The organism is Mesobacillus thioparans, from assembly GCF_965138835.1.
GTDB lineage: Bacteria > Bacillota > Bacilli > Bacillales > Cytobacillaceae > Mesobacillus > Mesobacillus thioparans.
On record NZ_CBCSFH010000002.1, the window covers coordinates 289,532 to 312,379 of the forward strand.

The 22,848-nt window shown below is 42.2% G+C and carries 24 protein-coding genes; 6 read left to right on the top strand and 18 right to left on the bottom strand.

Annotation, left to right across the window (positions count from 1 at the left end; translation table 11 throughout):
• The first annotated feature begins 105 nt into the window (after positions 1–105).
• Positions 106–954, top strand: a complete 849-nt coding sequence (locus ACNAZ4_RS05930; protein WP_415813309.1) for an STAS domain-containing protein — start codon at positions 106–108, stop codon at positions 952–954.
• A gap of 297 nt (positions 955–1,251) precedes the next feature.
• Here the strand turns inward: ACNAZ4_RS05930 and ACNAZ4_RS05935 are convergent, their stop codons facing one another.
• The 7 genes from ACNAZ4_RS05935 to ACNAZ4_RS05965 form a co-directional block, all read right to left on the bottom strand.
• Positions 1,252–1,674 carry a MarR family winged helix-turn-helix transcriptional regulator gene (locus ACNAZ4_RS05935; RefSeq protein WP_415813310.1) on the bottom strand — a complete coding sequence of 141 codons (423 nt, stop codon included), beginning with the start codon at positions 1,672–1,674 and terminating at the stop codon, positions 1,252–1,254.
• Positions 1,675–1,713: 39 nt separating this feature from the next.
• Complete coding sequence (locus ACNAZ4_RS05940; protein ID WP_415813311.1) at positions 1,714–2,190, bottom strand: glutathione peroxidase; 477 nt, start codon at positions 2,188–2,190, stop codon at positions 1,714–1,716.
• A 138-nt stretch (positions 2,191–2,328) separates the two neighbouring features.
• The gene (locus ACNAZ4_RS05945) at positions 2,329–3,147 is read right to left on the bottom strand and encodes a protein phosphatase 2C domain-containing protein (RefSeq protein WP_415813312.1); all 819 of its coding nucleotides are present in this window, start codon (positions 3,145–3,147) and stop codon (positions 2,329–2,331) included.
• Positions 3,144–3,590 carry an HIT family protein gene (locus tag ACNAZ4_RS05950; protein ID WP_415813313.1) on the bottom strand — a complete coding sequence of 149 codons (447 nt, stop codon included), beginning with the start codon at positions 3,588–3,590 and terminating at the stop codon, positions 3,144–3,146. The genes ACNAZ4_RS05945 and ACNAZ4_RS05950 overlap by 4 nt, the downstream gene beginning before the upstream one ends.
• A gap of 353 nt (positions 3,591–3,943) precedes the next feature.
• The gene (locus ACNAZ4_RS05955; protein ID WP_415813314.1) at positions 3,944–4,408 is read right to left on the bottom strand and encodes a hypothetical protein; all 465 of its coding nucleotides are present in this window, start codon (positions 4,406–4,408) and stop codon (positions 3,944–3,946) included.
• On the bottom strand, positions 4,405–4,617 hold the full coding sequence (locus tag ACNAZ4_RS05960) for a helix-turn-helix transcriptional regulator (protein ID WP_415813315.1): 213 nt from the start codon (positions 4,615–4,617) through the stop codon (positions 4,405–4,407). Before ACNAZ4_RS05960 ends, ACNAZ4_RS05955 begins: the two co-directional genes overlap by 4 nt.
• Before the next feature lie 301 nt (positions 4,618–4,918).
• A complete protein-coding gene (locus ACNAZ4_RS05965; protein ID WP_415813316.1) occupies positions 4,919–5,452 on the bottom strand; it encodes a GNAT family N-acetyltransferase in 534 nt (177 codons plus the stop codon).
• 125 nt (positions 5,453–5,577) lie between these two features.
• Between ACNAZ4_RS05965 and ACNAZ4_RS05970 the strand changes: the two genes are divergently transcribed.
• On the top strand, positions 5,578–6,096 hold the full coding sequence (locus tag ACNAZ4_RS05970) for an NUDIX hydrolase (protein ID WP_415813317.1): 519 nt from the start codon (positions 5,578–5,580) through the stop codon (positions 6,094–6,096).
• A 204-nt stretch (positions 6,097–6,300) separates the two neighbouring features.
• On the opposite strand, the gene ACNAZ4_RS05975 is transcribed toward ACNAZ4_RS05970, so the two are convergent.
• From ACNAZ4_RS05975 to ACNAZ4_RS06005, 7 genes are all read right to left on the bottom strand, one after another.
• Complete coding sequence (locus tag ACNAZ4_RS05975; protein ID WP_415813318.1) at positions 6,301–7,611, bottom strand: helix-turn-helix domain-containing protein; 1,311 nt, start codon at positions 7,609–7,611, stop codon at positions 6,301–6,303.
• A 24-nt stretch (positions 7,612–7,635) separates the two neighbouring features.
• The gene (locus tag ACNAZ4_RS05980; protein ID WP_415813319.1) at positions 7,636–8,880 is read right to left on the bottom strand and encodes a M20 family metallo-hydrolase; all 1,245 of its coding nucleotides are present in this window, start codon (positions 8,878–8,880) and stop codon (positions 7,636–7,638) included.
• 65 nt (positions 8,881–8,945) lie between these two features.
• Positions 8,946–10,220, bottom strand: coding sequence for a M20 family metallo-hydrolase (locus ACNAZ4_RS05985; protein ID WP_415813320.1), 1,275 nt, complete (start codon positions 10,218–10,220; stop codon positions 8,946–8,948).
• 28 nt (positions 10,221–10,248) lie between these two features.
• A complete protein-coding gene (locus ACNAZ4_RS05990; RefSeq protein WP_415813322.1) occupies positions 10,249–11,769 on the bottom strand; it encodes an AbgT family transporter in 1,521 nt (506 codons plus the stop codon).
• Between the two features lie 21 nt (positions 11,770–11,790).
• Positions 11,791–13,218 carry a M20 family metallopeptidase gene (locus ACNAZ4_RS05995; protein ID WP_415813323.1) on the bottom strand — a complete coding sequence of 476 codons (1,428 nt, stop codon included), beginning with the start codon at positions 13,216–13,218 and terminating at the stop codon, positions 11,791–11,793.
• Between the two features lie 22 nt (positions 13,219–13,240).
• Positions 13,241–14,542: an amidohydrolase gene (locus tag ACNAZ4_RS06000; RefSeq protein ID WP_415813325.1), complete on the bottom strand. Its 1,302-nt coding sequence runs from the start codon at positions 14,540–14,542 to the stop codon at positions 13,241–13,243.
• Between the two features lie 309 nt (positions 14,543–14,851).
• Positions 14,852–15,691, bottom strand: a complete 840-nt coding sequence (locus tag ACNAZ4_RS06005) for a hypothetical protein (protein WP_415813326.1) — start codon at positions 15,689–15,691, stop codon at positions 14,852–14,854.
• Between the two features lie 698 nt (positions 15,692–16,389).
• On the opposite strand from ACNAZ4_RS06005, the gene ACNAZ4_RS06010 reads away from it, so the two are divergent.
• Positions 16,390–17,700, top strand: coding sequence for an acetamidase/formamidase family protein (locus ACNAZ4_RS06010; protein ID WP_415813327.1), 1,311 nt, complete (start codon positions 16,390–16,392; stop codon positions 17,698–17,700).
• Positions 17,701–17,760: 60 nt separating this feature from the next.
• Here ACNAZ4_RS06010 and ACNAZ4_RS06015 read toward each other — a convergent pair whose 3' ends face one another.
• Positions 17,761–18,366 carry an FMN-binding negative transcriptional regulator gene (locus tag ACNAZ4_RS06015; protein WP_415813328.1) on the bottom strand — a complete coding sequence of 202 codons (606 nt, stop codon included), beginning with the start codon at positions 18,364–18,366 and terminating at the stop codon, positions 17,761–17,763.
• Positions 18,367–18,527: 161 nt separating this feature from the next.
• On the bottom strand, positions 18,528–18,908 hold the full coding sequence (locus ACNAZ4_RS06020) for a VOC family protein (RefSeq protein ID WP_415813329.1): 381 nt from the start codon (positions 18,906–18,908) through the stop codon (positions 18,528–18,530).
• A gap of 238 nt (positions 18,909–19,146) precedes the next feature.
• Between ACNAZ4_RS06020 and ACNAZ4_RS06025 the strand changes: the two genes are divergently transcribed.
• Genes ACNAZ4_RS06025 through ACNAZ4_RS06035 form a run of 3 tightly spaced genes read left to right on the top strand, consistent with a single transcriptional unit; the run spans position 19,147 to position 21,405 of the window.
• Entirely contained in the window at positions 19,147–19,950 is an 804-nt protein-coding gene (locus tag ACNAZ4_RS06025) for an amino acid ABC transporter substrate-binding protein (protein WP_415813330.1), read from the top strand.
• A gap of 14 nt (positions 19,951–19,964) precedes the next feature.
• Entirely contained in the window at positions 19,965–20,645 is a 681-nt protein-coding gene (locus tag ACNAZ4_RS06030; protein WP_415813331.1) for an amino acid ABC transporter permease, read from the top strand.
• Between the two features lie 13 nt (positions 20,646–20,658).
• Positions 20,659–21,405, top strand: a complete 747-nt coding sequence (locus ACNAZ4_RS06035) for an amino acid ABC transporter ATP-binding protein (protein ID WP_415813332.1) — start codon at positions 20,659–20,661, stop codon at positions 21,403–21,405.
• A gap of 107 nt (positions 21,406–21,512) precedes the next feature.
• Here the strand turns inward: ACNAZ4_RS06035 and ACNAZ4_RS06040 are convergent, their stop codons facing one another.
• Both ACNAZ4_RS06040 and ACNAZ4_RS06045 read right to left on the bottom strand, forming a co-directional pair.
• Complete coding sequence (locus ACNAZ4_RS06040; RefSeq protein WP_415813333.1) at positions 21,513–22,121, bottom strand: histidine phosphatase family protein; 609 nt, start codon at positions 22,119–22,121, stop codon at positions 21,513–21,515.
• A gap of 3 nt (positions 22,122–22,124) precedes the next feature.
• Positions 22,125–22,844 (bottom strand): ATP-binding protein, encoded by a 720-nt coding sequence (locus ACNAZ4_RS06045; RefSeq protein WP_415813334.1) that lies wholly within the window; start codon positions 22,842–22,844, stop codon positions 22,125–22,127.
• Positions 22,845–22,848: the final 4 nt, after the last annotated feature.

A 22,848-nucleotide genomic window follows, 5' to 3' on the forward strand; every position in this document is an offset into this window, starting at 1 on the left:
TCTTCATCTACTGTTTTGATTTTTAAATCAAAATCAGTACATCCTATCCATTATTTTAGAAAGGAAAACCCGGGATTCAAGAATTCAAACCTTAGGAGATGCGAAATGTCGAAAGAAGAGTTCGAATTCATAGGCAAGAAAATCTTTAAAAATCGTGTTGAACTCGCTAGATTATTGAATAAAAATATCCGTGAATATACAAAAGAGCATTCTGAAAAATTCACATTGCTGGAGTCGGAATCTTTGAACTACCGATCACAATTAATAGGTTATTTTGGAGAAGCACTCTACAAAAATGAAAAAGAAGTTTTTAAATCTGTAGGCAAATGGGCAAAGGATGTAGCCAACCTTACCATTCGATATGGCATTTCTTTAACACAGATTTTAAGAGTCATATCCCTTTTCCGCCCGGTCATTTGGGAAATATTCACCGAGGAATTAGAGCAAAATAGATTTTCATGTAATACAATCGTGGAAATAGCCAGCCGATTCGACAAGCTAATTGATTCTGTTTTCAGAATAACTGGAGAAGTTCACGATCAGCATTACAATGAACTTAAGAAGTCAGCTTCTATAGAACTTGAGGAACTCTCTGTCCCCGTTGTTCCTATTTCTTCTGGTATTGCAGTCCTGCCAGTGATTGGATCAGTTGATTACGACCGTGCTAAGCGGATTATGGAAGTTTCGTTAAACGAAGCAATTAGACTGAAGCTGAACTATTTCATAATAGATTTTTCAGGAGTATCGATCATGGACAGTATAGTTGCAAACTCTCTTTTTCAAATCGCTAAAACATTACAATTAATAGGTGTAGAAATTATTATCACTGGAGTACGTCCCTCGATCGCCCATGTCATTAACCGTTCTGGCTTAGATTTTAATCCAAAAATAATCAACAGTTCTCTTGAAAACGCTTTATCCGATCTTGGCTTTAAACAGGTAAGCACTGTCTAAAACAAGGTAGATACGGGCACGATTCCATCATGGCAAGACCCTATTTTTCCAATTATGATAAGCTACAATCGTCCCTTCGTTTTTTTATAGATTAAAAAGATATATGTAGATACATAGAACTAGAAATACAGTCATTGTATAGCTTACTGTGAAATAAATTAAAAAGAGCATATTTTGAGTCGTCAAAATATGCTCCATTCCTATCCATGTGAATACATTTCTAGCTCAGTGAAGGTTATAGAATGAATCTAGGATTAGTTTCCTCGCCATCCTTGGACAACCATGAACCGGTGTTTTTCATGCCCGATTATATGTGCTCAATTTCCCCCGCAGAACGTTTAACATCTTCATTAACTGCTCATATTCTGTATACTCAATATTACACAGCTTCAACTCTGCAGCGATTTTTTGCACAATTTCTTCCTTTTGTTCTTTAGCTTTTGGAAAAAGATATAAAATAACCTTCCTTTCATCTACAGTCGAACGCTCCCTCTTCAGCCAGCCATTGGCTTCCATCCTTTTGATCATTGGAGTCAAAGTTCCTGTGCCCAAGTTCAACCGTTCACCAAGCTCCTTAACACTTACTCCATCCTTCTCCCATAGCGCTAATAAAACCAGATATTGAGGATAGGTGAGCCCGAAGGAATCCAGGGCTTTCGTATAAAGTTTGGTAAACTGGCTCCCTGCATCATATACTGCAAAACACAGTTGATTTTCCAATGTTAGTAAATCCTTCAATTGACTCACCCTTTATAATAATTAAAGTAATTCAGAGAGATCATTCTTGATTTTATCGGGTTCAGTCGTTGGTGCATAACGTTTCACCACGTGTCCATTTCGGTCAACCAGGAATTTAGTGAAATTCCATTTGATATCCTTCGTCAGTACGCCGCCTTTTTGTTCTTTTAAATAGGCAAAAAGAGGATCCGTATTCGCACCATTTACATCGATTTTCGAAAACATTGGAAAAGTGACACCGTAATTCAACTGGCAAAACTGAGTGGTCTCATCAATATTGTCGTACTCCTGATTATTGAACTGCCCACAAGGAAAACCCAGAATTTCCAATCCTTTTTCCTGGTATTGGTCATAAAGCTCCTGAAGGCCTTTAAATTGAGGAGTCAACCCGCATTTACTAGCAGTATTGACAATGAGCATCGGCTTCCCTTCAAAGTCTCTTAAAGATTGAGTATCTCCACTTGTCTTTTTTACTGTAAAATCGTATACCGTTATCATTCAGCGTTCCTCCTCGATATAATATAAATCGTGTACGATTAAATCGTATCAAATGTATAGGAAGAAATCAAAAATTAGCTCCTGACAAAAAAACACAGGATGAAGATCCCTGCGCTACTTTGAAGAATTCCGTATAAGTCACTGGTCACTCGGCATGGTAGATTCCTTGTCAACTTCTACAATCCAGGAAAAGATCGTTGTACTGTCTCTTACATTATGATTTTTAATCTTCTCCAATATGGAAAGGATATTCTTTTCATCATCATTCTGGGACTCTGAAAAAGAATCATAAATACGAACTGGGTCAGCAAATGGTTCATCTGGGCACTCAATCAACCCATCAGTTGTAAGGAAAAGACGATTCTCTCCTTTTCTTAATTCCTTAATCCCAACACTATAACAAGGAACTTCCTCGGCAAAAGTATTCACCTGTCCAATCCACTCATAAAAATGTCTTTGATTGACCTGGTACTGGCCCATCGCAGCAAGCTCGTGGTGGAATAAATACAGCACACAATCCCCAACCGAGAACCACCAAACATACTTATCCTTTCTTGCCACAATTAAACAAGCAGTCTCCCCGCTAACTTCACGACAGGAGGATAAAAATTCTTCAGCTTGGAACATATTTAGAATCTTTTCTTCTAACCTTTTAAAAGCTTGCTGGTTTGCAGGCAAAGAAAGTAGGTGCTTAAGATCAGACTGCTCATCTCTAAATTGTTCAATAATTAACTCCGCGCTCTCGGAAGTATTATGGGCATCTAGTATAATTGCAAACTCCCAATCCTGCTGCTCATTGACCCAGACCAAACATCCATCTTCATTCTTATACTTGCCAGCACTGGAATTTCCGCCATAACGCCCAATCAAGACTCTACCTAGCTGAAGAGTATTGGGCTGGTCAATGAAATTTTCCTGGCTTCCTACCCAGCTGAATTCCTTACTACTATTACTCATACTGGACTCTCTAAATACAATTTAAGGCGGCTGCAAAGCGCAATAACATCCTCATTGTTCCCCATTGGAGCATCTGGCCATTCGTACACAGCGTTGGGTCCCCAATAATCTTTCGGTGTGTTCGGATATCGAGCAACAAGGTGCATGTGAAGGTGCGGAACCGAATCCCCCGCCACAAAAGAATAAATATGTTCAGCCTTCTCGCTCTCCATAAGAGCTTTACTCACCTTGGCCATCATCATGCCAAACACCTTTGCTTCCTCCATATTCATCTCTCCAAGTGTCGGTACATGTCTTTTCAAGTCAATCATAATGTGACCCAGGTAGTTCGGGTTACCATTTCGATCGATATGACCAACATACACAAACTCATCCTCGTAAATTGAAATACCAGAAGTTTGAATATTGCCGCTATGTTTATTGCAAATAAAGCAATCACCCAAAGAAACCACCCCAATTTTTGATATTTCTAAAAGTATAATATAAACGCAGTTAGATTGGTATAAATTTCTAGAAAAACACAATTCTTTGACCTTGAATACTATAATTAAGGCCCATTTGTTGCCTTTTCAATGCAAGCAGAAGCTCACGGGGGACTGTGCTTCTGCTTGTATTGATCTCCTAAACAAATCTTAAGTACATGGCCAGAATTCAATGGATTCAGCTTGAAACATTTTGTCACGGTACTCGTAATGGATTACCTATAAAATACCTCATCATATTGTCCCCCTACGTAACGAAAAAAAGCAGACAAGACCCTTTAAGGATCCATCTGCTTTAATGCAAGTTCATATTCTTAATAATGCTTTCGCCATGAAAGAAAATACGCAAACGATTGGACAAATGGAAACAGCATGACGACAATGATTGGATAATACGGAACGGTTTCGGAAATTAGCGGATAAAGCAGCATGAGAGCAGTCAGGATCGGAAAGGCATACCACATCGTGACATACGAAGCTCTGCAGGCTTTTGCAGTGATTTCTTGTTCTCGCTCATCAGTTTCTTCAAATTCCGGCGGCAGGAAAAATGCTTTGGCAAACGATTTGTTCTTCTTTTTGCTTTTCATGAACAAGATGGCTGTCAGGATTCCTCCAATCACAAGGGCTGCAAAAACTGGCGTTGCATTAATGGTCACAGTCCATGGCGGCTCAGGATTTTTGATCACTTCCGCAAAATCCATCTGTGCATAATAAAAAGCAACCATGGCCCATCCGAACAAAACGAAGATTGCGACTGACATGAAAAATTTTTGATTCATCGTACTTCTTCCCCCTCGATAAAAAAGATCTCTTCAATTGGCAACTTGAACGTGCGGGCAATCTTCATGGCCAGCAACAAGGACGGTATATAGCTTCCCTTCTCCAATGCGACAATTGTCTGTCTGGTAACGTCAACCGCCAGTGCCAGATCATTTTGCGTATAATGATGTTTTGCCCTTAACTCTTTTACACGATTTGTCAGCTCCATCGGCATCGACCTCCTTAGCAGTACAGCGTTAATGCATACTCAACTTTACATTTTGTAAAGCCAACTATACATTATAGGTAAAAAAACAACTTCTTATTTCCTTTATTAACCTTATTGTATAGTGAGCTTTACATTTTGTAAAGCCAACTATACATTTTTCTTTCAACTTTTGATTTAAGTTAAGCCATATCTTACGATTAGTGCACAAGACCTCTCCGCTTCGTCCTATAAAAAACAGAAAAAGTCAGTGAACTGATAGCAACAGAAACGCCTGGAAATGAATCCAGGCGTTTCTGTTTTGTCAGACCTCACTTTTCAGAAGGCTATATACAATCAAATCCTCATAATGATCATAAAGGAACTGCCCCGCTCTCTTGGTTCCTTCCATTTCAAACCCTAGTCTCTCAGGAACTCTCTGACTTTTCACGTTATTCGCAGCACATTGTATCTCAATTCGATTCATCGAATACCTGAAGAATAACTCATGAATGAGACTCTTCAAACTGGTTGTGATGATCCCTTTTCCTTCACAGTCTTTTGATAGCAAATAACCGATACTCGCCGTTCGATTCCCCCAATCAAACTGGACGCCAATCATGCCCACGAGACTTGAATCGTATCTGATGGCCACATCAAATCCCTGATTATTCGCAAGATTCTCCAGCCAATACTTTATGACCGGAACCATATCCTCCGCCGCTTTTCTCTTATCAACCCATAGCAGCCATTCTCTTAAATGTGACCTATTGGCATCAATCAGCTCGAATATTTCATCCGCTTGATGCTGCTGCAATAATTCGAGACTTATAGAATCATTCACTTGAAAGCTGAACATACCTTTCCTCCTTGCACCCAATAATTCTAGACCAAGCCAGAAAATGGCTGATTCTGGTTAAAAATATGATAATCTATTAATGGAAATATTTCACTAAAAATTTCTCTATTCTGGAAAAGGTGATTATGATAAATTTCAATCTAGAACTGGACGACCCAAATTTAACAAGATTTGAGAGAACCACCGAGCGTGTCGCTGTAAGGGCCATCATTATGGTGAATAATCATATTCTAATGGTTCAGTCAAATAAAGGAGATTATAAGTTTCCCGGTGGCGGCCTGGAGAACAACGAAACCCTCGAAGACTGCCTTAAACGAGAAGTAAGGGAAGAAACCGGTTATATAAATTGCCTGGTTAAAGACAAGGTTGGAACTGTCATCGAGCGAAATATGGATGAATATGAAAAACATGCATTATTTCAAATGACTTCCCATTATTATCTATGCGAATTGACAACAAATGAAAAGGAACCCCAGCAATTAGACGATTACGAGGCAAAACTTGAATTCACTGCAAAATGGGTTTCCCTCAAGGAAGCCATAGACCAAAATGAAAGGCTTATTGAAAAACATGAACGTAACAGCTGGTTGAAGCGGGAGACGTTTGTTTTGAAGGAATTAGAGAAGAAACTTTGGGAGCAATAAAGTTTCTGGTTTCATCTTAATTTAATTGATAAGTCATTCTGTCATTCGAGGGATTAACATTCGTAGTACCTTGAATTGCAGATGGTCCTAAACGGGGCACCACTACTATATTTATATGAACAGAAAATCCCAGGATACATTCCTATTGACTATAGGACTTCCTGGGATTTTATAATACCATAGTTGTTTTTCAACCATGACTCCCTAAAACAACAACTCATAAACCTTCCGAGGCCTGCCTCGCTGTCCTGGTTGTTCCTCTCCGGTGACTTTTGCCAGTCCAAGGCGTTCGAGTTCAACCATGATTCTTCTTGAGTTGCGTTCGGTTCTTTTCAGCCATCTTGAGACTTCTTGTGCTGTCACGATATTTTTTTTGTAATGTCTTGAGAGATACTCGATTTTGCTCACGATTCCGGGGCTGATCTTGGCTTCTTTAAACCGTTCTTCCCATTCTTCTCCCCATTTGCGATGTTGGTAGGTAATGTTTAGTTCTCCACTTTCTGACTGATGCTCGTTAATCTGCTTCTTTTCATCGACACTGACAACAGCTGGGGTTTGTTTTTCTCTGGCATAATGAAGGGCAAGCCGGACATTTTGTTCCGCATCATATGCGGTCAAACCGTAGCCAATTCCGATTCTGAGCTTCAGCTTGCTGTGGACTTTTGCTTCTTCTATCAGGGAATACATAGCGGATTCTTGAAATTGCATATCCATCTCACCCCTGGTCGTATAGATAAAGAACAAGCCGTCACCGATTTGGACGAAGGAGCCTTGTAATTTTTCGGCATGGTCCAGCATGACTTGCTTAATCTCGAGTTCACGGCGTTTCATTTCATAGCTAAAATACTGCTGATCCAGGGAACTTGCTGAATGGATCACCTCAAGCCCGATGATGGCGATTTGTGACTGTTTATACCAGTTGGATTGGCCTCTTTCCTTCAGGTTTTGCAGCACTAGTTTGATGGCGACCGGAGAAGGAATGACTCTGTAACAAGGAATCCCCAATTGATTCAGCTTGTCATGCACTTCCTGCACACAAGTAACAGCCACCTCAGTTTTACCTTCATCATGAAGTTTTTTATGGAATGATATGATTTCCTCAGCTGGTTTGTATTCGTCATAGGAGAAAGATCGGATGTTTATATCCCCCAAATAATATGTACTGGTCAATGTATCCAGTTCTGATTGTTTGATGGTATCAAGGCTGACATTTTGTATGACTCCTTCTTTCAAAAGAGCTCCGAGCAGCGTCCCTAGCAAGCTTGAACCATACAGCGGCGGAAAATAAGAAGTATCTTCCCTGACCAAACCTTTAGAGCGTGCATAATAGTAAGGAGCCTGGCCGGAAAAAAACCAAAAATCCACTTCATCTTGGAAATCACGGATGATGTTTTCCGTCTCCTTTGTTTCTTTATATATATAAGGTACCATTTCAAGATCAGTATGTTCCCGGCCTAAAGCAAGAATATGGGCAACAGAGTCCCCAGGTCCCACTACTCCTACACGGATTTTCATCGTTTACACCTACTTCTTTCTCTACTAATGCCCAGCTTCATTCCTTAAGTATTGTGTGATAATATCTGTACCTATTTGTAAATCCTCAAGTGAGGCAAACTCTTCAGGATGGTGACTTAAACCGTTTCGACACTTGATAAAAATCAAGCCAGATGGCCATTTAGCGGCCATATTCATCACATCATGGCCTGCACCGCTTTCGAGAACCATTGCCTTATAGCCTAATGATTCACCAGCAGACTGCAGTTTTCCTCTCACTTTTTCATCCAATTGGACGGATGAATTATTTACCATAGTGGTCACTTTCATTTTAACACCAAATGATTGTTCAAGCTGTATACATTTATCGTAAATATGTTCTTTCATTTTCTCCTTTAACATATCATCGACACTGCGGATATCAACACCAAGTTCAACGATTCCCGGAATGACATTCATGGCGTTAGGTTTCAGTTCAATGGTGCTGGCCGTTGCAACAATCGGAACTTCACTTCCAGCCGACAGGGACTCCGCTGTCTCTGAGATAAAACTGATCAAAGGTGCAGCCGCAACAAGAGCATCACTTCTCTTACCCATTGGCGTCGTACCGGTATGCCCCATTTGCCCGGTAACCGTCACTTTCAAGCGGATTGGGCAAGCGATCGCAGTAACAACACCAAATTCAGCACCATAGTCCTGAATCCTGGTACCTTGTTCAATGTGCAGCTCAAAAAAGCTTTTCAATTCGGCTGCAGTCCGATTTGCCTGGTCTATTTTATTCCAATTAAGCCCCACGTTCTCGACTGCCTGGCGGATTGTGGTGCCATGCTCGTCTTGTATACATTCTAGTTCCTTTTTATTCAATATTCCACTCATCGCTTTGCTGCCAATTGTCGAGACACCGAATCGCGATGATTCCTCCGAGGCAAAGCAAATCACTTCAACCGGGAAAGCCGGCATGAAGCCTTCTTCTTTTAATTTTTTTATCGCAGCAAGGGCGCATAGAACACCTGCAACTCCATCGTATCCTCCGCCGCCTTTAACCGTATCCAGATGGGAACCGACAGCAACCGCAGGTAAAGATTCCATCCCGGATGTTTCCCATCTTGCAATGGCGTTCCCAGCTTCATCCCTATGTACTATCAAACCCAGATACTCAGCAAGCGAAGCAAAAACATCAATCGCCTTCCACTCCTCAGCAGTATATCCCAATCGACAGAAACCCTCCGGACGTTCCATGGTTTTTGTTAAATTCAACTCACACAAATGCTTTTCAAGCCAATCCTTCATTTCCATTTCTCCCTTCAGTTGTTTAGATTGAAAATGAGGCAGATATCTCTGCCTCACTCCAATACTTAATTTAGTTTTTTGATTGATTCAAATAGAACATGTACAGCGGATAGCAAGGTCTTTTCATTGATATCAAACTTTTCATTATGATGGCCGGCCGCAAGCTCTGTTCCGAAAATACAGTATGTTGCCTGACCGCCGTTATTCTGAACCCTTTCCATGAAAAAGGTTGCATCTTCAGATCCAGCAGGTGAGTTATCCTCAAACACACTTTCGAGAATATATGGAGATTCCTCGGCACTGGCATGCAGTACGCCTGCAAGCTCTCTCGACCCTTCGGCACTTATTGCTTCTCCTACCGTCTGGATTTCATATTCTACACCATACATTTGCGCGGAGCCTGCGATAACGGCTTCAGCCTGGGCTTTGACAAACTCATTGATCTCCGTGTTTTCCCCGCGGGTTTCTATTTTTAAAAACGCCCAGTCAGCGATGATGTTCCTGCCAGATCCTGCATGAAGTTCACCGACATTTATTCTTGTCGCTCCTTCAGAGTGGCGCGGGATGGCATAAATATTCAGGGCTGCAGACGCAGCTGCCAATAAAGCGTTTTTCCCTTGTTCTGGATTTCCGCCTGCATGTGACGCTACACCTTTAAAGGTGATATCAAGCTTCGAAGTAGCCAGGAATCCATTTTTTGATGCAACGAAATGTCCATCCGGAACTCCTGTGCCTATATGGCTGGCTATAAAATAATCGACATCATCGACAACATTCGCTTCGGCCATCGACCGAGCCCCGCGGGTACCCTCCTCTGCCGGCTGGAAAATCAATTTTATTTTCCCTTTCAGACTGTCCTTATTCTCGGCAATCAAGGTTGCCAGTCCCAGTCCAATCGTTGTGTGGGCGTCATGGCCGCAAGCGTGCATCTTATAAGCTAGTGTGGACCGGAACCCTTCTTTTTGCGGGAAGTGGCTGTCCTCCTGGGATTCATTGATATCGAGGGCGTCCATATCAATCCGGAAAGCAATCGTTGGACCATCCTTCTTCGTATCCCATGTGGCGACAATCCCTGTATATCCTTCAGAAAAAGGCTCTATATATTCTTTTATGGCTCCGTTGTGGAGTGCCCATTGATAATGTGCTTCCGTTTCTTCTTTTCCAGGCTTACCCATACAATGTTGAGACGACATGACGTCTTTTCCCACTCTGAGTTCAAAGCCAAGATCGTCCAGCACCGAAGCAACAATAGAAGCTGTCCGCATTTCCAGAAATCCCGTTTCAGGATGTCGGTGGAAATCGCGGCGCCATTCTATTAACTTTTCTTCTAGTTTGCTCATTAGATATTCACATCCTATTATTATTCAATTACAGGAATGGTGTAACTCCTGGTCCAAATGGAATGTTCAGGAAGAAGAAGACCAAAATCATGATAATCCATGTTAATAGGAACGTCACTGAATATGGCAGCATTAATGCGATGAACGTACCTATACCGGCTTTTTTATCATACTTCTGCATGAATGACAGGACGATGACCATATATGGCATTAATGGCGTCACGATGTTAGTGGATGAATCCGCAATACGGTATGCTACCTGTGTGAATGCTGGATGGTAACCAAGCTGCATGAACATCGGTACGAAAACCGGTGCTTCAAGAGCCCATTTTGCTGAACCTGAAGTGATCAGGAAATTCAGTGCCGCAGTAAACAAAATATAGCCAATGATCAAACCGATACCAGTAAACTCGATATCTTTTAAGAATTCAGCTCCGTTGACAGCAATCCATGTAGCAATATTGGACCAGCTAAAGTAAGCGATGAACTGAGAAATTGCGAATATTAAGACAATATAGGATGAAAGATCCTTCATTGCTTCACCCATGAAGCTTGCTACATCTTTACTGCTCTTAATATTGCCGACTGTTACCCCATAGACAGTACCGACAAGGATAAAGAAGAACAAAATAATCGGGATAATTCCGTCCAGGAATGGAGATGGTACCAGACCGCCATCTTCGTTTGTCAATGGACTGTTAGGCAGCAGGATCACAGCTAAAATAAGAGCGATATAGGCTCCGCCGGCAATCGTTGCATTCCTTAAAGCCTTACCTGCCTTAGGAGGATCTTCCGTTAAAGCTTCTTCAACCGCATCCCCTTTATACTTACCAAGACGCGGCTCAATGAATTTAGTGGTAACAAGCCCGCCAACGATCGTAAGCACAAACACGGATACGATATTGAAATACCAGTTATCGACTGGTGTAACAACAATACTATCATCAATAATCTTTGCTGCTTCTGTTGAAATACCGGACAGCAATGCATCAGTGCCGGCAATCATCAGGTTGGCAGTGAAACCAGCACCAGCTGCAGCATAACCCGCAGCCAGACCGGCAATCGGATTTCGCCCAACTTTGTAGAAAACCATCGCTGCCAGCGGCGGAATGAGAACCATCGCTGCATCTGAAGCGATATTACCCATGATCCCGACAAACACAACCGTGTACGTGATCAGTGCGGGAGGTGCCTTAAGAATGGTCTTCTTAATCGCATAATCAAGCATGCCGACTTTTTCAGCAAGACCGATACCGAGCATCATTGATAAGACCAATCCAAGTGGCGCAAATCCTGTAAAATTACCTAGCATGGAGGTCAAGATGTACTTAAGACCTTCAGCAGAGGCAAGGTTTTTTACTGCGAGTTCCTCTCCTGTCCCCGGGTGGACGACAGAAGCACCGAAGGCACTGAAAATAGCAGATGCAATGATTACCAGTACTGCAAGGACAGCAAATAAAATAAACGGGTCTGGAAGTTTGTTTCCTACTTTTTCAATTCCGTTGAGGAATCGCTGGGCTAAGCCTGGTTTCTTATTCTCTGTAACCATATTTTCCCCTCACTTTTTAAATTATTTTAGTGTTGATGGCTTAACGGCATTTGGTATTGGACATATATATGGATTTGCTTTACTGAACTCATCGAATTCCTGTTTAACAGCCTTCAATTTCTCCTCGTCCTCAAACAATTGAACCGCTGTCAATGCCATGGATTCTGCCGCCCGGAGCATTCCTTTGTGGGCAAAGCTGCTTATTCCCTGTGTGGTCATTTGCCACGTGTGCAGCGGAGTCCCCAATGCCGAAGTTGCGGCAGTCAGCTGTGCGGTCGGAACAACCCAGCTCACATCAGAGACATCCGTGGAGCCGGCAAGAACTTCATTAGAAGCTTCATAAGGCGAGATGCTGTCCGCGAGATACTTACCCTCGAATTCACTGCCATTCCCCACATATCCAAACCCTTTAATGAGATCCAAATAGTTCTCTTTTTCCCCGTCTGAAAGTGTGGACCAGAGTTCTTCTGCAAAAGCTACTTCTTCTTCTCCCGGCTTTTCCGTCCCAGCTTCCACAAGGCTTTCATGGAGCAGTTTTTCAAGACTACGGTTTGGTATATAGTTCGAACAAGCCTTGTCAAACTCGATGGAAAGTTCAGTCTCAGTCATCAATGCCGCACCTTCGGCAATTTTGCAGACACGTTTGTAGATATCATCGACCTGCTGGACTTTAGGAGCACGAATCAGATACAGAACTTCGGCATCAGCCTGTACGACATTTGGCGAAATGCCGCCCGTGTTGGTCACTGCATAATGAATCCTCGCTTCAGGAACGATGTGCTCTCTCAAATAATTGACTCCCACATTCATAAGTTCTACAGCATCCAGAGCGCTTCGGCCCAAATGCGGTGAGTTAGCAGCATGGGAGGACACTCCTTTTAACCTGAAATACACTTGATAGTTTGCCAGACTGGAAAGGCTCATGATGGCGTTTGCTGGGGAAGGGTGCCAGGATAACGCCGCGTCTACTCCATCAAACACCCCTTCCCTTACCATAAAGGTCTTCCCTGACCCGCCTTCTTCTCCCGGGCATCCGAAAAATTTCACAGTACCTGAGAGGTTATGATCTTCCAGGTATTTTTTTGCGGTGCATGCAGCGGCAAAAGCACCAGTTCCGAGCAGGTTATGGCCGCAGCCATGACCGACATTCACTTCTGTTGGCTCGTACGCTGTTTTGTCAGGCTTCTGCCCTAATCCGGACAGAGCATCAAACTCTCCAAGGAATCCAATGACTGGGAAACCGCTTCCAAAAGTTGCAACGAATGCAGTTTCAATACCACCTGCATTCCTTTCTACAGAAAATCCGGCCTTTTCACACTCAGCTGCTAAATACTCCGCTGACTCATATTCTTCGAATCTAGTTTCAGGATGATCATAGATGTACATGCTGATTTTCTCAAAAGTCTCTTTGTTTTGTGCCAGATACGTTTTCACATCGTTGTTTTTCATGTCTCCTCCTTAAATAAAACTATTAATCAATTAATCCAGAACCGCCTTTAATAATCGAGATGAATGTATCGACCGCAACCAACAAAACCTCTTCCTGAAAATCGAACACGGGATGGTGATGAGGATGGTCAAGCTTTGTACCGAATAGCATATAGGTTGCCTTCCCGCCGTGCTTATGAACCCGGTTCATCATCAGACTGACATCCTCTGACCCGGAAACAGTAACTGATGGCAATACTTCTTTTACATACTCACTTTCGGCACACCACTCAGTAATTTTCGGAATCAGTTCCTCATTGCAGACAACCACTTCGGTCAAGCCAACGGGTTCAATCGTGCAGGTTACATCGTGCATATCGGCTGCAGCCTGGAGAATTCTCGTCGCTTTTTCAGCCATGTATTCGGCAATCTCAACCGTTTCTCCACGGACTTCGATTTCCATGTAACTATCTTCCGGAATGATATTTCGGCCGCTTCCAGCAACTAATCTTCCTACATTCACCCTGGTCACACCATCGTGGTGACGGGGGATTGAATATAAGTTATTGGCCGCTGTCGTTGCTGCGAGCAGTGCATTCTTGCCAAGCTCGGGATTTATCCCTGCATGAGAAGACACGCCTTTAAAATATGCATTGTATTTTGTTGATGCGAGGAACCCTGGTGTTGAAGCGGCAATCGTCCCAACCGGAAGAGTTTGAATGCCGATGTGCCCGGAGTAAAAATAGTCGACATCATCAAGCCAGCCTTTAGCCACCATTGCCCTCGCGCCGCGTCCACCTTCTTCAGCCGGCTGAAATAAGAGGGTAAACCGACCTGCCAGATGATCATGATGAGTTGCAATATAATGGGCGACACCAAGTCCGATCGTGGTGTGTCCATCATGGCCGCATGCATGCATGACGTTCTGTTCCCTGGATACGAATTGATGTTTTGCCGGGAAATGCTTCGAATCCAGCGATTCATTAATCGGCAAAGCATCAATATCAAAGCGGAAACCAACATGGTCCCCTTTTTTCCCTGTATCCCATATTGCCACCAGCCCAGTGTTGCCACCGCGCATTTGCTCCAGCCACGACACCTCCACTCCCCATTCAAGAGCCTTCAACTCATGCGTCTTCAATTCACTCTCCGGCGGAACCCCCATACGAGATTCCTCATCCAGTGCATCTCTACCGACGAACAGCTTAAAACCTAGGGCTTCAAGCTCCTTCCCAATTCTGTATGTTGTGATGTACTCCATGAAACCCAATTCAGGCAAGGCATGTAAGGAACGACGCCATTCAATTAATCTTGGAGATAATTCTTTTACAAAATTACATGTCATAGATGTCTCTCCTCTCTGCAAAAATTTTATGTATGAACAAGAAAATATAGACTATAAACGGAAAGTTGCCGTATATAAATTTGTTATTACGGAAACTTTCCGTTTAATGACCTTAAATGGTATTATACACGAATATTTAGAAAATTCAATTTCCAAAACAAGAAAAATACTGGGTAAATTTACGCAAATTAGTTTTATGATATTTTCTTTTAAGTTTCCAAAAATGAATAAAGCACAGTTCATTCAACTGTGCTTTCAATTCTTTATTTATTTTGTTACCTCTTTCACATTACAGTTATATAGTTGGGTTTATTTTATAAAAAGTTGAATAGGACTCCTGAAAATAATCAGGAATATCCTTTTCTTGAATACTAGCAATTTCCTCAAATTAACTCCTTGAGCTAAAAGGAAATAGACCATTTCCCACCCCACGTAATATGCTTCTCTGTCGTGATTCGTTGTGCCATTACCAAACGTGAATCTTGTTACGGCTTCTGAAGAGGATTCTGCTAAATAAGGATTAATCCCCCTTAAGATTTCTCTTCTGTTTTCTTTACAAGATTGAAGCCAACCTTTCTTATGCTCAATATAAAGTTCGTCTGGATGGCCTGGAACTAAAAATTGGCTTACTCGTGTAGCTAATCCCTCTTGAAGAATGGTGGAGGCAATTGTTCTTTCCCATTCAGCAGTAAGGTTGGCAGTACAATTATGGACCACATGTGTCAATTCATGTGCGAGAGTAATATCTGAATTTCCTAGTTCAATTGGAAGGCAAAGAGCCAATCGCCCATCATCAAAGAGAGCAACAAAAGGATTATTTTCGAAACCTCCAACAAAATAAACAACGACAAAATCAATTGGCTGAGCATAGCTTAGTAAAGTTTTAACTTTTGATAAGAACTCCCTAACCTTTTCTTCATTGGGTTTCCAGTTCTCAATAAATGATATTGCTTCAGCATACCTAGCCCAAGCTGTGTCCAGCAAATTTCTCGCCATCCTTCTTCCTTCGGCTCCAGGAGGGACCGCTGCAAAATTATAATAATCCTCCCAAAGAGCCCATCTTTCTTCAGGATCAATTTCAAGTTTATTTGCCTTAAGATAAAAAGCTAAAAACTTAGGCACTAAATTCAGTATTTCGATTTTATCCAATTGGTCTCCCCCTTAACAATCTAACTATTAAAATGCTTCTTAACGTAACTCCTAAAATCAATAAACAAATATGAGAACCCTACTAAAATGAAAAGAACAGGGATCCAGTTTCTATGTACTGGAGGGTAATATCCTTCAAAACGATTGAGTAAGTGGAAAAAAAAGCCGAACGATAAATATATTGCGCCAGTTAATTGTCGCATGTATAACGACTCCTTAAGAAATCAAATTTTATATTTTAATTTTACTAGATCAAAAATGGAAATTATAGGGTTGTAAAAATATTTAAAGCAGCATAAAATACATCTCTAAATATAATTCATTTCCTTCGCCTCCCTCTTTAAATACAACTATAATTAACGTTGTATTCACAGGTAAAAAGTTGTCTGAAATAGAAGTTAACTTTAGACAACTTTTGTGCTTAGCATCGTAAAGCTGTCCGAACTAGGNGCAACTTCAGACAACTTTTGTGCTTAGCATCGTAAAGCTGTCCGAACTAGGNGCAACTTCAGACAACTTTTGTGCTTNGCNCTGTAAAGCTGTCCGAACTAGGAGCAACTTCAGACAACTTTTGTGCTTGGCGCTGAAAAGCTGTCCGAACTAGGGGCAACTTCAGACAACCTTTGTGCTTAGCGCTAAAAAGCTGTCCGAACTAGGGGCAACTTTTGCAACTATAACAATTGAAAGGGTGATTTACAGTGAGAGAAGCGCAGCAAACAGTGTATGTGAATGAGTTTACCAATGGAATCCTTGACCCTGAGAAGGAAATGCTTGGCCCTGTAAAAAATGGCGGGCATATTATTGCCAACACGACGCCGGGATGCTGGGGACCGATGATCACACCATGCATCCGTGGAGGACATGAAGTAACGAAACCGGTATTTGTTGAAGGTGCGGAAGTCGGCGATGCAATTGCTATACGCATAAAGTCCATTCAGGTCACTTCGATGGGAACTTCATCTGGGAACGATGCACCGGTTGAAGGCAGATTTGTTGGCGACCCGTTTGTCGCCGTGAAATGTCCGGGTTGCGGAGAACTATACCCTGATACCAAGATTGTAGGCACCGGCCCTGAATCGGTTCGCTGCAGCAACTGTGGAACAGATGTAACCCCTTTTGTTTTCACAAATGGATATACAATTGCGTTTGACTCCAACAGACAGGTGGGTGTCACTTTACATAAAAAAGCCGCAGAAGAAGCTGCCCAGCAAGGTCGCGCATTTATGAACACACCGGAGAATTCAGTACAAAATCCAATTGTCGCTTTTGCCCCACATGATTTGGTTGGAACGGTCGCAAGGCTTCGTCCATTCCTTGGCCAGCTCGGGACAACACCTGGAAGAGCCTTGCCTGATTCTCACAATGCGGGTGACTTTGGCCAATTCCTCGTTGATGCCCCTCACGAATACGGAATTACCAGGGAGCAGCTTGAAGACCGAACAGACGGTCACATGGATATTAATAGAGTTCGCGAGGGCGCCATCCTGATTTGCCCTGTAAAAGTAGAAGGCGGCGGAGTGTATATTGGGGATATGCATGCAATGCAGGGAGACGGCGAAATCGCAGGACACACAACAGATGTATCAGGAATTGTCACCCTTCAGACCATCGTCATAAAAGGATTGAACATCGACGGCCCGATCCTTCTGCCTGTTGGTGAAGACCTCCCTTACCTGGCGAAACCAATCACGAAAAAAGAAAAAGCAACCGCTCAGAAAGTCGCCGGACAATGGGGTGTCCGTAAGCTGGAGGATTCACTGCCAATCTCCTTCATTGGCACAGGAGCCAACTTGAACGAAGCAACCGAAAACGGATTGCAGCGTGCAGCCGAGGCATTTGGAATCACAGTTCCAGAAGTCATGAACAGAGCAACCATCACAGGCTCCATAGAAATCGGCCGCCATCCAGGAGTCGTCACGGTGACCTTCCTGGCACCAACCAGTTATATTGATCAATTGGGATTGACACATTTGATTAAAGACCAGTATCGTGACCTTTTGGAAAAATAGTATGTAAAAACAGACAGGATAAGTTCCTGTCTGTTTTAGTTTGTTGGTAGATAAGTATTCTCACAAGTTCTTCTTCATCAGTGAAGCTACCTCTAAATCATTTTGATTCGAAGATTCAATTAAATTCTCAATAATCAACTCTTGCCTTTCTACTGGATGGTTTTGACTCAATTTGGCTTTTGCCTCCATTTTAGTAATGGCCATCTTAAACGCAACAATTCCTTTACTCAATCCTTCGTTATATTTCGAGTCTACCTTTTTCAAATCATATGGACTATCTGGCTTTTCATATTTATTGACCATCTCATCCAAAGAATCAAAAATTACTTTTTCATCTTCAATTATGTTGATCATTCCGTAAATATGAATGGAGACGTAATTCCAGGTTGGCACGGCATCAGTTATTTCATACCAGGAAGGCGAAATATAACAATGAGGACCCTGGAAAACCGCAAGAACGGATTGATTCTCAATATCTTTCCACTGGCCATTAGCCCGAGCAAAATGCCCATATAACACATTTTCATCTTTATTTAGGACCAATGGCAGATGGGTAGCATAAGGTTCTCCCTTATGTGTCGAGTAAACAGTTGCAAAGCTATACTTCTCAATGAACTCAAAGATCTTTTCTTCATCCTCGATTTTAAAATGTATCGGTATGTACATCAGTGTTCTCCCCTTTATTTCTTTTAGATTTTCTTCATCCTAAGATTAGTTAAAAGAAGTTTAAGTTGGGCCTACTTTCACATGCACGCGCTAATACATAATATTAAAAGAAAAAAGCCACCTGGGTTTGGCAGCTTGATCAGTAGCTTTGAACTCATTGACTACCTTTTTTCCATTACCGCAAAATAGTTCTCTTCATGATCGGCAAAGTTAAATACTCTGCCAGATGGCATACTTACAATTTCTCCGACTGTAATCTTTTTATCCGATAAGTCACTGTGTAATTGTTCAAGCGTCTCTGTATAAAACATTAAAGAAGGAGTTTCGAGATTTACACCAGGAGACATTTTAGAAACGAAATCCTTATTGTGCAATACTAGACTTGTTTCTGCACCTTGCGTTGGGGCTATTTCAATCCATCTAAATCCCTGATTATTGTTCTCTTCTGCTATAACAGAAAAGCCCAATTTTTCTGTCCAGAATTTTACGGCTTCATCCTGGTCATTCACATACAACATAATTTGGCCGACTTTGCTAAACATATTCTATTCACTTCCTTATAAGCGTATTAATTTTCTATTTAACATTAATATTCTTTGTTATGATAAAAAATCCTCTTTAAATTTACCAATCCTATTAGATCAGTACATGAATTGAAGTGTATATGGGGATTGATATTTATAACGAGCTATTTATATTGACATTTTTTCAGGGGTGAATTATTCTAATAAACGTTATCCAACATTAAACCGATAAAAATACTAGGAGATGAATGCAGACGTGAAGAAGTACGCACTAATTTTACTTACTTTTGTATTAGCGATTTCTCTTGCAGCATGCGGAAGCAGCAGCAGTGAAGACAAAGATACGGCAAAGGACCAAAGCCTTTATGATCAAATCAAAGATAAAGGCGAAATTACAATCGGAACAGAAGGAACATATGCCCCATTTACTTACCATGACAAGGAAGGTAAGTTGACTGGCTTTGATATTGAAATTGCTGAAGAGGTATTCAAGCGCCTTGACATCAAACCAAAATTTGTTGAAACAAAATGGGATGGCATGATTGCCGGCCTTGATGCAAAACGTTATGACATGGTTGCGAATGAAGTGGCGATCCGTGAAGAACGCCTTGAGAAATATGATATGTCAGAACCATACATCGTTTCAAAAGCTGTGCTGATCGTTCACGAAGATAATAACGAAATCAAAACTCTAGACGATTTGGACGGCAAAAAGGTCGGACAATCGCTGGACAGCAACTATCGTAAAATTGCCGAAGATCATGGCGCAACCAACACAGTTGTGGAAGGCTTCAATCAGTCAATTGATTTGATTACATCAGGCAGGATCGATGCAACCATCAATGACAGCCTTTCTTACCTTGACCTGAAGAAACAGCGCCCTGAGCTTCCAGTTAAGACTGTATATGAAGAAAAAGATGCAACAAGCAATGCCTTCCTTTTCCGCAAAGGAAGCGATGAACTTGTCGAGGCAGTGAACGGAGCTCTTGCAGACATGAAGGAAGACGGAACTTACCTTGAAATCTCAAAAAAATGGTTCAACTCAGACGTATCGAAATAAAGGATATGATATAGATGTTTGATGAACGTGCAGAACGAATTATAGGAATCCTCACCGATTCCTTTTTTCCTATTTTAAAAGCCGGGATTTATTTTACTATCCCGCTTACATTAATCACTTTTACTCTTGGATTGATCCTTGCGTTTTTTGTGGCGATTGCGCGTCTATCCAACATTAAACCGGTGGTAGCAATTGCCCGGTTCTACGTATGGATTTTCCGGGGAACGCCATTGCTCGTACAGATTTTCATTCTGTTCTTCGGGCTGCCAAGTATGGGGGTCACGTTAGATCCTTTCCCCGCTGCTGTCATAGCCTTCACTTTGAATAAAGGGGCTTATAGCTCTGAAATCATTCGTGCGGCGATTCTTTCAATTCCTAAAGGACAATGGGAGGCAGCTTCTTCCATCGGAATGACAAGCAGCCAGGCAATGAGGCGAATCATCGTTCCCCAGGCGGTCAGGGTATCACTTCCGCCGCTCGGGAATTCCTTTATCAGTCTAGTTAAGGATACTTCCCTAGCTGCGACCATCACGGTGACGGAAATGTTCCAAAAGGGACAGCAGATCGCAGCAGCCACTTATGAGCCGCTTTGGCTGTATATCGAGGTTGCATTTATTTATCTGATTTTCAGCACAGTCCTTTCTTATTTCCAGAACTACTTAGAAGACCGTTTTGGAAGAAGTGTTGCAAAATGATGGAGGTGCCTGAATGATTAAGATTGAAAACCTGCATAAAAAATTCGGCGAACTGGAAGTACTGAAAGGTATCGACCTTGAGATTCCAACCGGTAAAACGGCGGTGATCATTGGCCCTTCAGGCTCAGGGAAAACAACCCTTCTGCGCTGCATGAACTTGCTCGAAACTCCTGATGCTGGAAAGATAGAGCTTGGCAGCAGAACTCTCCAGTTCGGGAATAATGCGAAAATCAAAACGGCAGAATTGGTAGCCTTCCGTAAGCAGACCGGGATGGTATTCCAGAACTATAACCTCTTCCCTCATCTGACTGCGATAGAAAATGTCATGGAAGGCCAGATGATTGTGCTGAAGCGTTCAAAGGAAGAAGCCAGGAAAAAGGCGCTTGCCCTACTTGATAAAGTAGGACTGAAAGACCGTGCCGATAATTACCCCCACCAGCTGTCCGGCGGCCAACAGCAGCGTGTTGGAATTGCCAGAGCAATGGCGATGGACCCACAGGTGCTGCTCTTCGATGAACCAACATCTGCCCTTGACCCGGAACTCGTCGGAGAAGTACTGAAGGTAATGAAAGACCTCGCCAAGGAAGAAATCACGATGGTCATCGTCACCCATGAAATGAACTTTGCACGCGATGCCGCTGACGAAGTCATTTTCATGGACGATGGCATCGTCCTTGAAAGAGGAACACCAGAAGAAGTATTCGAAAAATCACAAAATAAACGTACACAGCAGTTTTTAAACAAAGTGACTGCACGATAGTTTAAAGGCCTTGTATAACTACAGGGCCTTTTACTTATTATGCATCTTACATGACAAGCTTTTGAAATTCCCCAACTAAAGACCCGATTTTACATTTAATTTTCAGGTCAGGAACAATGAGAAACACAGGCTTCCAGCAAAAGTTCTTTTCTACCTGCATCCAGGGTTAAAATCGTTAAGCTGGTTCCATGGATGAATGGCGGGTCCCATAGATGTTTTAAAGTAGAATTATGGCATAGCAGGTATAAAGTTTTAATTACGACGCCATGTGTAACAATCAGGACATTGCCATTCGTCACTGTCTTTTCCAGATCTTCTAAAAAATCCACCAGTCTTTGCTGGACCTGTAAAAATGTTTCCCCTCCAATACTTGTATAGATATCTGGCTCGTTCCAGTAAGTATGGAATTCATCGGGATATATCGTTTTGATTTCATCCTCTGTTTTTCCCTGCCACTCCCCTAAATCGATTTCCATTAATCTTTCGTCGGTTAACAAGGGAATTTCCCTTTCTCCTCTTATCAGCTTGGCTGTTTCCAATGTTCTTCCGCTTGGAGACGAAATAATCTGTTTGAACTCTGTATCATGAAGCCTGGCCCCCAGTAAGCGGGCATCTTCTTTTCCTTTATCAGTTAGTGATGAGTCGAGACGGCCCTGGCTTCTTTTTTCTTTATTCCATTCTGTTTCTCCATGTCTGATAACATATAAATTAAGCATTTTTCACCCCGAATAGATTAATTCATAATAATAGCGGCCGGAAATCGATTTCAATTCATCTAGTTTTTCTGTCGGACAAACTGCAACAAAGCAGGTCGATGGACCAGATGATTTCGTTAGTTTGACCGTTGAATCCACATTTTGTTCAGTGAATGGTGTACCGTCAAACAGGGCATTCAGCTCATGAAGGATCCCCCTGGAGCCAACAGGTATCGTTGCCACGTCTTCCATACCGCAAACCTCCATGAAAACCGACAATGGCACAACCTGTTCTTCCATTTCCAAAAGCTCTTGCCCAACCAGCGGGGAGCCAATGACAGCTATGCTTGTTCCTGAATTGTATTTCAGCTTATCACTATGTACGTTTGCCCTTCTTTTTCCCAGTACAGTTAGGCCAACTGCCGATTGGTTCATCACAAAATTGGTTTCCGTGCTGCCAGTGATTTGGATGTCTAGCTTTTCAAGCTCACTTATTCCTTGTTCTATACCTTCTAAAAGTTCATGCCAGTCGTTATCACCGCAGAAGTTCTGGATAACGACCGCAAAAGGTGTTGCAGCCGCACTTATGCACTCCATTACAGCCACTCGGAATAAATAGTAAGCCACCATTTTATATGGAACCTGAACCGCATCATTCCTCTTCATCCCAATACTGCCACTGTTATCACTTGCTATCACCAGATTTTCTTCTTCTGATAAAGGAATGATTAAAATATCTCTCACTAGC

Bases quoted from the DNA above. Each gene is read 5' to 3' on its own strand.
- ACNAZ4_RS05940 (WP_415813311.1), bottom strand. From the start codon at position 2,190: ATGATAACGGTATACGATTTTACAGTAAAAAAGACAAGTGGAGATACT.
- ACNAZ4_RS05955 (WP_415813314.1), bottom strand. From the start codon at position 4,408: ATGAATCAAAAATTTTTCATGTCAGTCGCAATCTTCGTTTTGTTCGGA.
- ACNAZ4_RS05975 (WP_415813318.1), bottom strand. From the start codon at position 7,611: ATGAAAATCCGTGTAGGAGTAGTGGGACCTGGGGACTCTGTTGCCCAT.
- ACNAZ4_RS05965 (WP_415813316.1), bottom strand. From the start codon at position 5,452: ATGTTCAGCTTTCAAGTGAATGATTCTATAAGTCTCGAATTATTGCAG.
- ACNAZ4_RS06040 (WP_415813333.1), bottom strand. From the start codon at position 22,121: ATGCTTAATTTATATGTTATCAGACATGGAGAAACAGAATGGAATAAA.
- ACNAZ4_RS05985 (WP_415813320.1), bottom strand. From the start codon at position 10,220: ATGAGCAAACTAGAAGAAAAGTTAATAGAATGGCGCCGCGATTTCCAC.
- ACNAZ4_RS05980 (WP_415813319.1), bottom strand. From the start codon at position 8,880: ATGAAGGATTGGCTTGAAAAGCATTTGTGTGAGTTGAATTTAACAAAA.
- ACNAZ4_RS06020 (WP_415813329.1), bottom strand. From the start codon at position 18,908: ATGTTTAGCAAAGTCGGCCAAATTATGTTGTATGTGAATGACCAGGAT.
- ACNAZ4_RS06015 (WP_415813328.1), bottom strand. From the start codon at position 18,366: ATGTACATACCGATACATTTTAAAATCGAGGATGAAGAAAAGATCTTT.
- ACNAZ4_RS05970 (WP_415813317.1), top strand. From the start codon at position 5,578: ATGATAAATTTCAATCTAGAACTGGACGACCCAAATTTAACAAGATTT.
- ACNAZ4_RS05960 (WP_415813315.1), bottom strand. From the start codon at position 4,617: ATGGAGCTGACAAATCGTGTAAAAGAGTTAAGGGCAAAACATCATTAT.
- ACNAZ4_RS05930 (WP_415813309.1), top strand. From the start codon at position 106: ATGTCGAAAGAAGAGTTCGAATTCATAGGCAAGAAAATCTTTAAAAAT.
- ACNAZ4_RS05990 (WP_415813322.1), bottom strand. From the start codon at position 11,769: ATGGTTACAGAGAATAAGAAACCAGGCTTAGCCCAGCGATTCCTCAAC.
- ACNAZ4_RS06000 (WP_415813325.1), bottom strand. From the start codon at position 14,542: ATGACATGTAATTTTGTAAAAGAATTATCTCCAAGATTAATTGAATGG.
- ACNAZ4_RS05995 (WP_415813323.1), bottom strand. From the start codon at position 13,218: ATGAAAAACAACGATGTGAAAACGTATCTGGCACAAAACAAAGAGACT.
- ACNAZ4_RS05945 (WP_415813312.1), bottom strand. From the start codon at position 3,147: ATGAGTAATAGTAGTAAGGAATTCAGCTGGGTAGGAAGCCAGGAAAAT.
- ACNAZ4_RS06035 (WP_415813332.1), top strand. From the start codon at position 20,659: ATGATTAAGATTGAAAACCTGCATAAAAAATTCGGCGAACTGGAAGTA.
- ACNAZ4_RS06030 (WP_415813331.1), top strand. From the start codon at position 19,965: ATGTTTGATGAACGTGCAGAACGAATTATAGGAATCCTCACCGATTCC.